Raw genomic sequence first — 13,727 nt, forward strand, 5'->3', positions numbered from 1 at the left:
CCCTTGGAGTAGGCAAACAAAATAATCTTTAACAGCACAGCGGGGTCATACGCCGGACGGCCATTATCTTCATTCTGGTATTTGCTGTGAAATATCGACAGGTCCAGCTTGTTATCAATCAGGTAATGGATGGCGTGTTCAAAAGTGCCAGGCTGCAGTTGGTCGAGATAATTAATCACCACCATGGCACTTTGGTTGTAATCGTAAGGGATGTATTTAGGCATTAGGCGTTGTCCACTTTTTAATCAGACAACGCTATTTGATCACAAACTCGAACAGCTGAAAAGAGGTTTTTCTACAGCCTCAACGCCCCGCGCATGCGCGCGAACTTGTGAGCGTCGCAGGGGCCGAAGGCCCCGAATGACGCGGATTGTTAACTGCCACTCGCAAAAAGTCCTGTAATTAATGTTGATACCACATTTTTAGTCACATCTTTGATACTGGATGTCATGAAATCTGAGAACCTTTTACCTTCACCCAATGATGGAACACATGTGTTCGATGCGCTGATCCCTTTGTGTGTAAGTGTTGCGGTCACTGGTCCGCTTAATGGCTCATGCTCAATCCTAAGGAAGCCTTCATTTTTTAACCAATTAATTGTTTCTCTTGATTTATCTTGGATCACAGCTAACTGATTAAATAACTCTTCCGGTTCCTCTGGGTTAGTAAAGTAACTAGCGACCTCTTTACCAATTTCACTAGGATCAAGCTTCACAGGTTCAGGAATACTGTTTAAACACTTTCTAAAAATTTCTAAAATCGCCAGATGAAATATTTCTAGGCTGTGCATCATTACTCTTCCTCTTCCAAACGAGAGGTTTCATTAAATCTTCGATAGGGTGAATAATCAAAATCAGCACCCAAAACCCGATCAAATGATTTTTTTACTTTAGGGTGATCGGAATATGCCCTACTACGATTACAAACCTGACTGTTTGTTTCAATTTTTTCTAATAAGTATATGGCACTAGCAACATTAAAATACTTTAAGTTAGGGGAAATGACTTGAGAAAATCTTAGATCAGCAGTATCGAAGTTTTTACTCGCACAATAGTACGCAGAAACCAATTTACAAAAGCATTGTTCCCACTCGTCAGAATCAGAAAGCTCTAAAACATAGGCCCATTGGTTATCAGAAAATACCGGATGGCTATCGCCTTCAATCCATTCAACTAGACTTAAAAAATGTTGATTAAGGTCGCCATTAACAAACCAACCGCAAGTTTTCCCCACATCTGTGGATTCCACTGCATGTTGGATTTTCAGCTTCGAGCCCTCTCCAAGCAATTGATAAATATCAGGATATAGCGATAGAAAAAATACTAGTGCTTCAATAGGCTCACCATTGGAAGAGATATTATTAAAATAATCTGGGTCCCCCGAGATCAAATCATTTAGCAAAGCCTTATTCCTTGTGCCTATAACCCGTAAGGCTTTCAAGTTTACATACCGGTTCTCACTGCACTTTTCATCATCTAATTTGAAAATCAATTTCCATAATGTTCTGAAAATAGATAATTCCAGCTCTGGTGACAGGCGCTCTAAATATCTGCTTTCTATATATTTTTTTAGCTTATCAAAAGTGTTTAGAGCGTCTTTAGATTCGTCTAAATCTTCTAAAAATTCTTGTGTGACTTTCTGAGTGTAAAATGGAGGTTTAATCAGAACTCCTTCAAGCGTATTTCTTATGAGAGATCTAACTGTTTCCTTGTTTGGTTTATAAAGTTCTAAGTTTTCCTTTAGCACAGGGTGAGCTGATAAATGCCTTTGCTTTTGCAGGTATCTCAGGTTTTCGTACTCGGAGCTATCTATCAAATTTGTTTTACTGTAAACGTCATCTAATATTTGCAATTCCCAACTCGAAGATTTCGGATCATTAAGTTGTACACTTTTCACAGTATCTAGAATTTTTCTCGCTACACCATCTTCATATTGATCAACTAGATTTTGTAGTTTGTATATAATGTCGCAAATCGCAACCGACCAAAGCATAACGGTAGCCGATCTGTAACAACCATTTTGATAAGAGGTCAGTACTTCTCTAAAGTACGTCTTCGTTTTACCGAAATGTATATTTTCAGATAACGATTCAAGCTCAAATTCTTTCACGTAGCACCTTACTATGCTTGGCAGTTAACGCCCGCCACAAACGCGAGCAACTTGTTGCGAGTCGAGCGCCCAAAGGGCGCGTTTTTGATGGCGCTTGTTAGACTCACTTACCATAACTCTTTTACTAACGATATTTTTCCTTCAGTAAAACCGAATAAAACGAGCAATGGTTTTTTCTGCTGCCAAGTTCCGTCTTTCTGTATCACTCCGTGGGAGTATTCAACCGCGACATGATTTTTCCCGAGAATTGCTTTTAAAACTCGCTGTTCATTTTCATTAGTATTTTGATAAGCATCACGTTCCAGGTTTCGAACAAAAGCTTTACGCCATGACTCTTTGTCAAAACTAGCTTCATATTCCACGTGAATATATTTGACATCAGCATGCAACAAGGACAAAAAATAATCGATATCTTTGATACTCGAACCTCTGATGCTGACCTTGTCTAGAGCTTTGAAATAACTGTTGATTTGGTCCATCTGACAACTGGAGTCACAATCGTTTGCGAGGGCTTTATTTGAAAGACACAGCCATATTACTAGTAAAAAAAGTGCATAAATAGACTTCATTACGATTCCTTGTTAAATATGTCTAACAGCTTATTCAAAGGACCAAAACCCGCGAGTTGCGTGTTTCAGATCCTGCAAGTTCCAAAATTTAATCCAGTCTATTCTGCTATCCAAATGTAAATCAAGCATTTTTAACTTGTAGCAATTTATGTTGCTGCAGAATACGGGTTTAAAACCCGCAAGTTGCAGATAAAAAACTCAACACCAACAACTGTATATTAATACATAGAAAATTTGGGTTATTTTTGCTTTGTTGCACCATGGTTAGAGTTGGGTTTATTTAGCGGTTAGTTGTAGAAATACCCTATTAATAACGCAGGGTTCTTCTGTGGGTGGACGTTAAATTGCACGCCGTTTGCACGTATGCTGTGGTAGTAGTGCAAAAGTCATTTATGTGAAAACAAAAACACGCGGCATGCCGCCGACTAAGTTAGGCCTGTGATCTTTTGCTTTTACTGCCACAATTGCTGCCTTGCCGCTTTTTTTAACGCCTTTACTACTCGCTTATTATCAACAACCATAATTTGTAAAAATTTGTATTTTTTGTGAATTATTTTGTTTGCCAATAGCCTTACATTCAAATATGTATGTAAAATAGCGGCATTTACTTTACCAACACGAGGTCATTGATATGAGAAAACATACCGCCATATTTCTAGTTAGCATTATGGCAGCCAGTCTTACCGCCTGCATAACCTATAAAGCGCCGCGCTACCAAAGCTCTGCAGAGACATTATTGCACTTGCAGCAATTAGAAGCGGCACCTGTTGCCCTTAAAGGCATTAGCCGCCCCGCTGGCATTAAAGATCACGAACAATGCCAAACGCAAGGCCAGGTAAAAGCGTCTGGCGGTTATGCTAACTATGTTGATGCCGCTCTACGTTCTGAACTGGCAAACGCCAACTTATTGGCCGACAGCGCCCCCGTTGAAATAACCGGTTATTTACAAACAGTAAAGTTTAACTCCTGGAAAAACAGTTGGTATTTAACACTGGAGCTGATGTCATCGAATGGCCATAAGTTCACCACTCAAACTACCTATCGTGGTGAAGGCAGAGGGTATGAAGAAGAAACCAGTTGTCTTCTTGTCGCACAGTCTATGCCCTCAGCTGTTAAGCAGTTGCTACAAGATGCGCTAACCAGTAAAGATTTTGCTGCCTTACTTCAGACCGCGCCCTAAACATTGACGGCAGCTCACCAAGTGTGAAGCTGCCCTCTACTTTCCTGCACTAACAAGACATAAACCGGTTCTGCTTAACAGAAAACAAGTATGTTAATTACACCGCCTCCCGCTGCAATGCTTCGCGGTTAAGGTTTCGCTCGGCCGGGACATCACTTAGGTATTCGACAAACTCCACTTCAAAACCGGCAGGGTCGACAAAGTAGATATTTTTACGAAACGGCTCGTCTGCGCCGGGTTTGGCTATGGTGAAACCGGCATCTTCAAGGCGCTTGATGACCGCCTCCAAGTTATTGGTAACATAAGCAAAATGCGCGAAGCCTACGCTATGTCCTGCCAACTCGCGGTTGTTGCCCTCGCCGTGATCACTTAGCGCAATGTAATGATAATCGTCACCAAAGTGCAGCCATTTACGCGGCTTGCCATGCCATTCGCCGTGGCCTTGATCGCGAATATGCCAGTGTGGAAATGCTGCGCGGTAAAACTTCAGCATGGCGTTGATGTCACTTACTACTAAATTAACGTGTTCTAAATACATAGTTCCCTCCCTAAGATTTTATTTGCTGCGTACAGTGTGGCTAACCAGCTGAAAATAGCGACGTAAAAAGCCGTTTTCATACTGCCGTGTTTCATCAGTTTGTGTTGTCATTGCCGCGCTCCTTGTTGTAAGTTAGGCGCAGGTTAAAACCTCAACCAAAGTTGAGGTAAAGTGCTTTTTGCAAACATTTTTAAAAAAGGAGTTCGGCATGACAGAGGCAACCTGGAGTGTTGGCCGTGTGGCAAAGCGCTGCGGCATAAATGTCAGTACGCTGCACTTTTATGAAAACAAAGGCCTGATTAAAAGCTGGCGTAACGACGGTAATCAGCGCCGTTATAAACCCGACGTGCTAAGGCGAATTTCGGTGATTAAAGCAGCGCAAAAAATGGGCATTAGCTTAGAAGAGGTAAAACAGGCGTTTGCGTCGTTGCCGGATAACCGCACGCCCACAGTTGAAGACTGGCAGCTGATGTCACAAAACTGGCAACAGCTATTGGATAGCCGCATTGCGTACATGCTTAAACTGCGCGAGTACCTCACCGGCTGCATTGGTTGTGGCTGCCTTAGCATGACAAAATGCCCGCTGTATAACCCGGATGACACCCTCGCCAGCCAAGGCAGCGGGCCAGTATTGTTGGAACAGGCTGAGCAAAAGGTATTGAAGCGCCGTTAAAGTCAACTCGATTTAACTCAATGCTTTATAAATTGCGATGCGCAGCGGTGTGGTTTTAGCAACATACATCGCTCTGTCGGCGTATTTTAGTAACAGGTCTGCACTCTCGGTATGCTGTGGCGATATGGCAATACCAATGCTAATGCGAATATTCAGCATTAACTCGTTTAGGCTGAAGTCCTCTGCAATATGGTCAACTAACTTCGCCGCCAGCTGAATAACATCACTTTCGAGCTTTATTTCACGCAACAAACAGACAAACTCATCACCACCCCAGCGACTAACAATATCTTCATTACGCACAAAAGCCGTTAAACGCTTCGCAACCGTAATAAGCACTTTATCACCAGTATCGTGGCCATAAGTGTCGTTAATATGTTTAAATTTATCGACATCAATAAATAGTACCGCAAGCGACCAGTTGTGGCGCTGCGCCTGTAACAATGCATGAGAAAGAGCCTGATCAAACGACATGCGATTAGGTAAGCCGGTAAGCGCATCGGTAAGTGCGCTGTGACGTGAGGCTTTTTCAGTTTGCTGAGACAAGCGTAAATTGTCGCGCACCGTTGCCAAGTCGCTTTTCATCTCACTAAGCTCTACTTCAACACCAATGCGTGCTGCTATTTCTTTTGACAGCTTAATATTAACTTGTTTCAAATCCTCAGCCGCTTTAGCAACGATATCTTCCGCTTCCTCGTTTTGCTGCATGGCCTTTTTAATTACCACAACAGTGGCTTTTTTTTGTTTTAGCGTGTCGTTAACTGAACCAAGATCTTCAGCCGCCGTGTTAATATTTTTCTTAATCGCTGCATTTTTTTTCAGTACCCCCTGTACACCTTTAAGCGACACGGTCTTGCTGGCGGATTTGGCGCCGGGTACTTTAGGTTCTGTCGTCATTGGTACCTCATACACAGCAAGACGACAAACCTTTGCTGCCATCAAGGGACGAGCCGCAACTTTGTTTTCAGCTGCAACAGTAGACATTATTTCAATATAACGGTCATGGTGTTTCGCGTCGGTACGCTAGACAACACAGCAACCATGAAAATCACCTGCAGCCATAAACAAACACATAATATATACACGTGTTCACTTTAAATGTTAAACAACTACGAAAATTAAATAATAAAAAACCATATTTTTCATGAAGTTGAAATCATCTACTTTAAATATAAAAACAATAAACTGGTCATTCCAGACATTTTAGTGTACAACTGTGCGCTGAAATTAACGTAAGCGAGTGCGTATTCTTTGAAACCGTTGTTAAAGCGCCTGTGGCGTGCCTTTTGTATGATGCTAGGCAATCAGCCTGCGCTGAGTCGCTATCTGCTGCCGATAATTCAGCAGTTTTCGCCAGGGTTTCTACCGGGGCATTTTCGCGCCCGTGTAAGCGGTAAATACTGGGCCACTGCAGACATGCTGCAGTTAACCTTTAGGGTATCAAAGCGCTGGCAGGGCTTTTTTCCGGGTCAGCATGTTTTACTTACGCTGCGCCACAATGGTCGTTATATCAGCCGGCCTTTTAGCATTTGCTCTACACTTGCCGACTGGCAAAGCACCCGCAGCATAGCGCTATGCTGTAAAGTAACCAGCGGCGCTGAATTTACACCGCTGTTAAACCAGCTACAAAACGAAACTGTGGTGAATATCAGCGCCGCGCAGGGCGATTTTCACTGGCAGCAACCTGCGCTACCGGCGTTGTTTATAGCTGCGGGCTCTGGCATTACACCTATCGCGTCAATGCTGCTTAGTCAGCGCCACTGGTTGGCGCCGGTAAGCCTGTATTACCGCTACCGTGGCAGTGAAAACGCTGCACTGCTTGTGCAGTTAAAACAACTGGCTTCGCGGCAACCCCTGTTTACCCTAACCCTGTCTGACAGCCGCGTTGAACCTGCTGCTGACATGACAAATGCACTACTGCCACAGGCAAAAGATAAACAGATTTATCTTTGCGGCCCAGCAGGCTTTATGCAGCAGATACAACAGCGCCTAACCGAGGCGGGCGTAGCCCTGTGTACTATTCACAAAGAGCAATTTGGCCCGGCGCTACCCGCTATCCCCTGCGAAACAATAACCGGTGATGCTGACGAGTCGGCGCGGCAAACCACGTTTATCCGCGCAGGTTCACCGCATCAGGTCGCTGCGAGCACACAGCACAGCCTACTGCACGCCGCCGAGCAACATGGCCTGACGCCAAGCTTTGGTTGTCGTATGGGGGTGTGTTTTCAATGCGTATGCGACAAGGTTTCCGGCCAGGTGCGCGATATTCGTACCGGCGCATTAAGCGGAAATGGCGCAGAACAAATTCAGCTGTGCATAAGCCAGCCGGTAACCGAACTTGTGATTAAGCTGTAACAGGATTTGAGATGAAACTAACGATTGAGCAATTTAGCGCTCTTGAACACGAGCTGGACACAGTAAAACAGCAGGTTAAAGCGCAACTGGGCGAGCAAGATGCGCGCTACATTCGCCGCGTACTGCTGGTGCAACGGTTAAGCGCAATAAGCGGGCGTATTCTGCTGGTACTGGGCTTTATTACCCCCTGGCTTTGGCTGGTGGGCGTGCTGCTGTTGGCACTGGGGAAAATTCTCGACAATATGGAGATTGGCCATAACGTATTGCATGGCCAATATGACTGGATGAACGATCCGGTACTGCATTCTAAACGCTATGAGTGGGATATTGCCTGCGACGCGGGTTCCTGGCAGCGCACGCATAATTTTGAGCACCACACCTACACCAACATTATTGGCAAAGACCGCGACTTTGGTTACGGCTTGCTACGGTTAAGCAATGACTTTCGCTGGCGCGTGCGTAACCTGTGGCAAGGCGCTACGTATTTATTGCTGAGTATGTTTTTTCAATGGGGCGTGTCGTACCATGAACTGGCTGCACAACGGGTATTTGCTGGAAAGAAAAAAGCCGACCGGCATTCTCAGGTAAGCGACAGTGCCTTGAAAAAAGCCTTTTTCAGCAAAGGCGCGCGTCAACTGATAAAAGACTATCTGTTCTTCCCGCTAATTGCCGGGCCTATGTGGCTTTGGGTGCTAAGCGGTAATTTGTTGGCTAACCTCATTCGCAACCTGTGGACGTCAACGGTGATTTTCTGCGGCCACTTTACTAAAGACGTGCATGTTTTTACTGCTGCCCAGTGCGAAAACGAAAGCCGCGGCCAATGGTATTATCGCCAAATGCTGGGCTCGTCTAACTTTACCGGCCCTACCTGGTTGCACATTTTAACCGGCCATTTAAGCTGTCAGATAGAGCACCACTTGTTTCCCGATATTCCGGCACGGCACTACCCCGCTATGGCAAAACAGGTGCAGGCGATAGCAGCAAAATATGCTATTCCGTACAACACGGGTAGCTTTGTACGCCAGTACAGCACAGTATTTGGTCGCATTATGCGCTATTCGCTGCCAGGCGGCGGGAAAGCAGTAAAGGCATTGTAGTTCGGTGTAATGGAAACCCGTTTGCCCACGCTAACACGCCGTAAACTCATCCATGGGGGCTCGTGTACGCCCGTCAAGGGCTTCAACGGTTAGCTTAGAGCAAATTGGTTTCCTTACAAGAGTCTGGCTAACCCCAACTAGCAGCTACTGTGCGGTACGCTTATCGGTGCGGTCCAGCGCGCGGATAATATCGCGCCAGCTTAAAATACCCTGCGGCCGGTTCTGGTTATCAACCACCACAATACAAGATACCCCTTCGGTGTTAAACAAATGCACGGCGTCCTTCACGTTAGCCTGCCCTTGCAAGGTTACCGGTTTGCGCCGCATTACCTGATGCGCTTTTTTATTAAGTGAGGCCAGATCGCGCGTTGTTTCTGCCGCGGTGCCCAGATAAGGACTTAACGCTTTAAATAAATCCCGATCTGACAATACGCCCAATAACACGCTGCCTTCCACCACCAGTAAATGATGAAATTTCACATGATCAAAAATCTGTTTTACCACGGCAAGGCTGTCATCCGGTGACACACTGACGGGGTTAGGGCTCATTAATTGTGCGACATTAGTCATCGTGGTACACCGTTAAAATTACTGCAAGGCTGTGCTAAAACTATAACCTGTTTACACCAATTCACCAGCAGTATCAGCCACCTAGCAAAACCACAATAGCCTGATAATACCGGCTATGGTATAACACCAAGCTACTAATCGTGTTGTCGGGCCTTTAATATGCAACCACATTTGTTTATCTCCGCCGCAGTGCTGTTTACTGTCGCCACAGGCGTTAATGCCACCGATGCCAAGCAACAGTTGGAACAACTGCTTAGCCAACACTGGGCAGAAGCCAACAAAGAACAAATTTTCTTTCGTAAAGACCCCGACACGTTTCGGATGAATGGCACACTACCCGATGTGTCTCAGGCAGGCCGCGACCGCCGGGCCAAGGTTAACCAAGGTTTTCTGAAGCAATTAGCCAACATTGAACAACGTGAGCTCAGCGCAGTTGATCAAATAACGCTAAGGTTATTTAAATACGAACGTGAAACCGAAGCACAAAGCTATCAGCAATTTGACCACCTGTTTCCCATGCAGGCTTATGCCGGCTATCACAGTTATTTTGCCGGTGCGCCGGACAATATGTCGTTTTTAACCACATCCGACTATGACAATTACTTAGTCAGCCTGGCGGATTTCCCGCGCTACAACCAGCAGCACATTGATAACCTTAAGCAAGCCATCAACAAAGGCTACACGCATTACTGTGCCAGCTTTGCCAACTACGACAAAACCATTAGCAAACATATTGTCAGTGATGTAAGTGACAGTGTGTTTTACGCGCCGTTGGCAAACCAACCAGCACAGTTTAGCACTGGGCAGCAACGCCATTATCAGCAAGCGGGTAGCAAACTGATTATGGATACAGTGATCCCGGAATATAACAAGCTGTATCAGTTCTTTACCGAACAATATATGCCGGCGTGTCGCAAAGACGTGGGTATAACCGCACTGGAAGATGGCAAAGCCTACTATCAGTATTTAATTAACTTTTATACCACCACGAATATGACACCCGAGCAGATCCATCAGCTTGGGGTTAGTGAAGTTAAACGTATTCGCGTTGAGATGAATAACATTATTAAGCAGGTAGGCTTTAACGGCGACTTTAATGCCTTCGTCAAATTTTTGCGCACTGACGAGCGGTTTTATGCCGAGTCCCCGTTACAACTTATCGAAAAAGCCAGCTACATTACACGTAAAATGGCGGGCCAGTTACCTAAGTGGTTTAACACCCTACCGCGAGGAACCTTCGATATAAAAGCCAGCCCAAACGGGGGTGCCTATTATGTAGCCTCTGACGGCAGCGGTACTACCGCAGGCACATACTTTGTGGGCGCTAACGATGTGCGCAGCGAACCGCTGTATAACTTAGAAGCATTAACCTTTCACGAAGCAGAGCCTGGTCATCATTTTCAAAGTGCGCTGGCGCAAGAAATGGACATGCCGGAATTTCGTAAAACCCTGTATCACAGTGCCTATGGTGAAGGCTGGGGGTTATATGCCGAAAGCCTGGGTAAGGAAATGGGTTTTTATCAGGATCCGTACAGCGATTTTGGCCGCTTAACCTATGAAACCTGGCGCGCTTGCCGCTTAGTGGTGGATACCGGCATGCACGCCATGGGTTGGAGCCGCCAACAAGCCATTGACTATTTAGCCGACAATACGGCGCTTAGCATGGCAGAGGTAGAAGCCCAGATTGACCGCTACATTACCTGGCCCGCACAAGCCCTGTCTTATAAAATTGGTGAGATTAAAATTCGCCAGTTGCGCCAGCAATCTCAGCAACAACTAGGCGATAAATTTGATATCCGCGCCTTTCACGATCACCTGTTAGCCTCAGGCAGCCTGCCGCTGGATTTACTGGAAGAGCTAACACTGGAGTGGATTGAAGCCCAGCGTTAACTCAGTTGAATGCAAAGCCCGCGTTTAGTGCCGAATGCCGATTTGTTTGGTATTACGCACGACGCGGTTTGCTCACATCAACACGCCATAAATCATCCCTGAGGCTCGGTTCCGGCCATCCATGGCCTGCAACGGTTGATTTAGAGCAAACCGGTCAGGCTTTACTGGTTGTTATTGCAGCCCTGAAAGCCTTTTCAATACAGATTACGCTTTATGCTGCCACACCAGATACAGGCCGCTGAGCATAATTACCGTGGCACCGGCCAGCATTGAAAACGCCGGGTACAATTGCCACAGCACAATATCAAAACCAATACCCCACAGCAGCGCCATATATTCAAATGGCGCGACTATGGCAGCAGGCGCTATTTTAAAGGCCTGCGTTATGGCAATTTGCCCACCAAAACCGGTGATACCAATCAGCACAAAGCTTAGCCAAAGTTCACTGCGAAGCGGTTGCCAATCCGGTATGGCCAACACACCCGCACCGAGCGCTAACAATGTCATCAGCCAGAACACCATATTGCCGGTGCCTTCACTGCGCCCAAGAATTCGCACCGTAATAGCCGAGACGGCATAACAAATTGCCGCCACTAGCGCCATTAAGGCACCAATACTTATCAGCCTGTCGCCGTCGGGTTTTAGCATATAAATTACTGTCGCTAAACCAATGCCTATTGCTACCCAATGCCGGGGCGCCACATATTCTTTTAGCCAGAACGCCGACATCGCTGTTATCAGTAGTGGTGCGGTAAAGAAAATGGCATAAGCCTCAGCCAGCGCTAATGTTTGCAGGCTAAATACAAAGGCCCACAGCATAATTACGCCGAGCACAGCCCGCAGCAGGTGCAGACCCCAGCGGGTTTTTAGCAACGTTTTATGCCGCCCACTGCTAAGTAGCCACAGCACCACCAAAGGCCAGGCCAATGCACCGCGCAAACAGGCAATTTGCATGGCGCTGTAATACGGCGTTAAAGACTTCATTGCCGCGTCCATTGCCGAAAACAGCGCCACCGCCAGCAGCATGCACAAAATACCGCGTAGCGGGTTATCAGGTTGAGATAAAGAAGAAGCAGACATGTGGCAAAGGCACCCATTTTAACAGTGCGCTATTGTACAACCAGGCAGTAATTTCAGGCAGTAGTGCAGCGTAATTTTTCACTGTAGCGTAGCCATGCGGAAGTGGCCTGTAGTGTAAGCGACCAAGCACGCAAAACCGTCCGGGTTTTAGCCATTTATCTCACTATTGCTAAACAACTAACTTTTACTACGCAGAAAAAACGCCACAATAACAGAGGTGATAACCCCCATAATGGCCGCGCCGATAGCACTTTGCAGCATATAGTTATTTAAGCTGAAATAAGCTGCGGCTTCATCTGCGCTCATCATGCCCTGCGCGGTGGCATATGCCTGCACATTGGCGAAATAATCCGGCGTTATCACGTTGTGGGTTAACCACTGTGCAGCCGGGCTTAGTAGCACCACCACTAAAGTGATAATAAGCCCCGCTTGCATGCCCTGCTTCCAGCTCATATCACCACTAAAATCACACCTTTTTTTCTGCCGCAGCGCCAGTACGTATATTAATATTGCCGGTATGGCGAATAAATTAGTGTAGGTAGCGTGCTCTGCGATATTACGGTCGTGCAGGCCAACCAGTTGCTCACCCCACATCCACAGCAGTATAACAGCGGTAAAAATAACGCCCCAGCGTATTTCCGTCAGATATTTTTTCATAACTTATTGTTCTTGTTAGCTTAGACACAGAAATACTATAGCGCTTTTTCTATCTCCCGCCAGTCGCAAACGGTGGTTGGTATTTAGCCCAAAACTGGCTGCTAAAACGGTTTTGCGGATCATATTGCTGCTTTAGCTGAAAAAACTCAGCAGCGCGCGGATAAGCACCAAATCCACTTGTACCTATAAGATATTGTAAATTAGTAAAAAACTAAGTAATGTCGAGAACAACAAATTCACAAATACGGGTTAACCCGTGTTTAACCACGGGTCAACCCGTCGAATAAGCGTTATGCATTAAGGATGTCATGAGTACGAATCCAATCACAGCGGCCATTCCGTTATGGTATGCACAGATGAGCTGGGCGAAAGAGCTAATTCGACTTGGGTTCGGCCTATCGAAAGCAGAAGACATTCTTTCTAGCGAAAATCGTGGTTGCAAATTAGTGCCTGGAACAGGTTGGAATATTCGAACTCATGGTATCGGAGTAGATGTTTTTAGAACTCCAGGTGTTGGAGGAATCGATTTTGATTTTGACAAACCTGACCCAGATCCGTGGCGAATGCAGATCTTTATTGAAAAGCAAGTAAACGATGGAAACTTGCCATACGAGAACTACCGCGAATTACTTGATGATGAAGAACTAATGAAAAAAGCCATTTCAGAGGCGTTGTCACAAAATGCATAATAAACAAGGATAGGTCGCGCGCAGCCGCGACTTAATCCTGTTGTTGGACAAGCCCGGTGTTTGAGTTTTCTGCTTATATAGTAGATATATCGATTGCAGCCTGAGTGGCTTTATTTGCGTTGGCTAGCGGCAGTAAATTGGGGGCGAGTTTAGCCATGATCGCCTGTTTTGCCAACAGCAATCTGTTTCTTCTGTTTTGTGTCGTTTAGCCGTTATTCACCTCCTGGTTCAGTGTTTTCACCACGGGTGGGGCGCATCCTGTGCCTTGGCGCATTCCTTTGCTTAGTTGGTTCGTTTTACATGCGCCGTTTGCGTGTCTG

At 45.8% G+C, this 13,727-nt stretch carries 15 protein-coding genes; 6 read left to right on the forward strand and 9 right to left on the reverse strand.

Annotated features, from left to right (window positions below):
• From H595_RS0109220 to H595_RS0109235, 4 genes are all read right to left on the reverse strand, one after another.
• A partial coding sequence (locus H595_RS0109220; RefSeq protein ID WP_027670958.1) for a transposase occupies nt 1–224 on the reverse strand: 224 nt, incomplete at its 3' end.
• 149 nt (nt 225–373) lie between these two features.
• The gene (locus tag H595_RS0109225) at nt 374–793 is read right to left on the reverse strand and encodes a hypothetical protein (RefSeq protein ID WP_027670959.1); all 420 of its coding nucleotides are present in this window, start codon (nt 791–793) and stop codon (nt 374–376) included.
• Nucleotides 793–2,109 carry a hypothetical protein gene (locus tag H595_RS0109230; protein ID WP_027670960.1) on the reverse strand — a complete coding sequence of 439 codons (1,317 nt, stop codon included), beginning with the start codon at nt 2,107–2,109 and terminating at the stop codon, nt 793–795. The genes H595_RS0109225 and H595_RS0109230 overlap by 1 nt, the downstream gene beginning before the upstream one ends.
• 107 nt (nt 2,110–2,216) lie before the next feature.
• Nucleotides 2,217–2,678 (reverse strand): hypothetical protein, encoded by a 462-nt coding sequence (locus H595_RS0109235; protein ID WP_027670961.1) that lies wholly within the window; start codon nt 2,676–2,678, stop codon nt 2,217–2,219.
• 631 nt (nt 2,679–3,309) lie between these two features.
• Between H595_RS0109235 and H595_RS0109245 the strand changes: the two genes are divergently transcribed.
• Nucleotides 3,310–3,858 (forward strand): hypothetical protein, encoded by a 549-nt coding sequence (locus H595_RS0109245; protein ID WP_027670962.1) that lies wholly within the window; start codon nt 3,310–3,312, stop codon nt 3,856–3,858.
• Nucleotides 3,859–3,955: 97 nt separating this feature from the next.
• Here H595_RS0109245 and H595_RS0109250 read toward each other — a convergent pair whose 3' ends face one another.
• Nucleotides 3,956–4,396, reverse strand: a complete 441-nt coding sequence (locus tag H595_RS0109250; RefSeq protein WP_027670963.1) for a VOC family protein — start codon at nt 4,394–4,396, stop codon at nt 3,956–3,958.
• Nucleotides 4,397–4,604: 208 nt separating this feature from the next.
• Between H595_RS0109250 and soxR the strand changes: the two genes are divergently transcribed.
• The gene (gene soxR / locus H595_RS0109260) at nt 4,605–5,069 is read left to right on the forward strand and encodes a redox-sensitive transcriptional activator SoxR (protein ID WP_027670964.1); all 465 of its coding nucleotides are present in this window, start codon (nt 4,605–4,607) and stop codon (nt 5,067–5,069) included.
• Nucleotides 5,070–5,081: 12 nt separating this feature from the next.
• Here the strand turns inward: soxR and H595_RS0109265 are convergent, their stop codons facing one another.
• Nucleotides 5,082–5,966 carry a GGDEF domain-containing protein gene (locus H595_RS0109265; RefSeq protein WP_037054269.1) on the reverse strand — a complete coding sequence of 295 codons (885 nt, stop codon included), beginning with the start codon at nt 5,964–5,966 and terminating at the stop codon, nt 5,082–5,084.
• Between the two features lie 393 nt (nt 5,967–6,359).
• Between H595_RS0109265 and H595_RS0109270 the strand changes: the two genes are divergently transcribed.
• Nucleotides 6,360–7,424, forward strand: coding sequence for a flavin reductase family protein (locus H595_RS0109270; protein WP_156885949.1), 1,065 nt, complete (start codon nt 6,360–6,362; stop codon nt 7,422–7,424).
• Between the two features lie 11 nt (nt 7,425–7,435).
• The gene (locus tag H595_RS0109275; protein ID WP_027670967.1) at nt 7,436–8,521 is read left to right on the forward strand and encodes a fatty acid desaturase family protein; all 1,086 of its coding nucleotides are present in this window, start codon (nt 7,436–7,438) and stop codon (nt 8,519–8,521) included.
• A gap of 144 nt (nt 8,522–8,665) precedes the next feature.
• On the opposite strand, the gene H595_RS0109280 is transcribed toward H595_RS0109275, so the two are convergent.
• A complete protein-coding gene (locus H595_RS0109280; RefSeq protein WP_027670968.1) occupies nt 8,666–9,091 on the reverse strand; it encodes a CBS domain-containing protein in 426 nt (141 codons plus the stop codon).
• 159 nt (nt 9,092–9,250) lie between these two features.
• Between H595_RS0109280 and H595_RS0109285 the strand changes: the two genes are divergently transcribed.
• Entirely contained in the window at nt 9,251–10,981 is a 1,731-nt protein-coding gene (locus H595_RS0109285; RefSeq protein WP_037054272.1) for a DUF885 domain-containing protein, read from the forward strand.
• Between the two features lie 204 nt (nt 10,982–11,185).
• Here the strand turns inward: H595_RS0109285 and H595_RS0109290 are convergent, their stop codons facing one another.
• Together H595_RS0109290 and H595_RS0109295 are read right to left on the reverse strand one after the other, a co-directional pair.
• On the reverse strand, nt 11,186–12,061 hold the full coding sequence (locus tag H595_RS0109290) for a DMT family transporter (RefSeq protein ID WP_027670970.1): 876 nt from the start codon (nt 12,059–12,061) through the stop codon (nt 11,186–11,188).
• 177 nt (nt 12,062–12,238) lie between these two features.
• The gene (locus tag H595_RS0109295; RefSeq protein WP_027670971.1) at nt 12,239–12,718 is read right to left on the reverse strand and encodes a DUF4199 domain-containing protein; all 480 of its coding nucleotides are present in this window, start codon (nt 12,716–12,718) and stop codon (nt 12,239–12,241) included.
• A gap of 308 nt (nt 12,719–13,026) precedes the next feature.
• Here H595_RS0109295 and H595_RS0109300 point away from each other — a divergent pair, with 308 nt between their 5' ends.
• Nucleotides 13,027–13,407: a DUF6896 domain-containing protein gene (locus H595_RS0109300; protein WP_027670972.1), complete on the forward strand. Its 381-nt coding sequence runs from the start codon at nt 13,027–13,029 to the stop codon at nt 13,405–13,407.
• The last annotated feature ends 320 nt before the right edge of the window (nt 13,408–13,727 follow it).

Source organism: Rheinheimera baltica DSM 14885 (genome assembly GCF_000425345.1).
Lineage (GTDB): Bacteria > Pseudomonadota > Gammaproteobacteria > Enterobacterales > Alteromonadaceae > Alishewanella > Alishewanella baltica.

Coding starts and splice junctions, on each gene's coding strand:
- H595_RS0109295 (WP_027670971.1), bottom strand. CDS start 12,718: ATGAAAAAATATCTGACGGAAATACGCTGGGGCGTTATTTTTACCGCT.
- H595_RS0109265 (WP_037054269.1), bottom strand. CDS start 5,966: ATGACGACAGAACCTAAAGTACCCGGCGCCAAATCCGCCAGCAAGACC.
- H595_RS0109275 (WP_027670967.1), top strand. CDS start 7,436: ATGAAACTAACGATTGAGCAATTTAGCGCTCTTGAACACGAGCTGGAC.
- H595_RS0109290 (WP_027670970.1), bottom strand. CDS start 12,061: ATGTCTGCTTCTTCTTTATCTCAACCTGATAACCCGCTACGCGGTATT.
- soxR (WP_027670964.1), top strand. CDS start 4,605: ATGACAGAGGCAACCTGGAGTGTTGGCCGTGTGGCAAAGCGCTGCGGC.
- H595_RS0109245 (WP_027670962.1), top strand. CDS start 3,310: ATGAGAAAACATACCGCCATATTTCTAGTTAGCATTATGGCAGCCAGT.
- H595_RS0109225 (WP_027670959.1), bottom strand. CDS start 793: ATGATGCACAGCCTAGAAATATTTCATCTGGCGATTTTAGAAATTTTT.
- H595_RS0109235 (WP_027670961.1), bottom strand. CDS start 2,678: ATGAAGTCTATTTATGCACTTTTTTTACTAGTAATATGGCTGTGTCTT.
- H595_RS0109270 (WP_156885949.1), top strand. CDS start 6,360: ATGATGCTAGGCAATCAGCCTGCGCTGAGTCGCTATCTGCTGCCGATA.
- H595_RS0109285 (WP_037054272.1), top strand. CDS start 9,251: ATGCAACCACATTTGTTTATCTCCGCCGCAGTGCTGTTTACTGTCGCC.
- H595_RS0109250 (WP_027670963.1), bottom strand. CDS start 4,396: ATGTATTTAGAACACGTTAATTTAGTAGTAAGTGACATCAACGCCATG.
- H595_RS0109300 (WP_027670972.1), top strand. CDS start 13,027: ATGAGTACGAATCCAATCACAGCGGCCATTCCGTTATGGTATGCACAG.
- H595_RS0109280 (WP_027670968.1), bottom strand. CDS start 9,091: ATGACTAATGTCGCACAATTAATGAGCCCTAACCCCGTCAGTGTGTCA.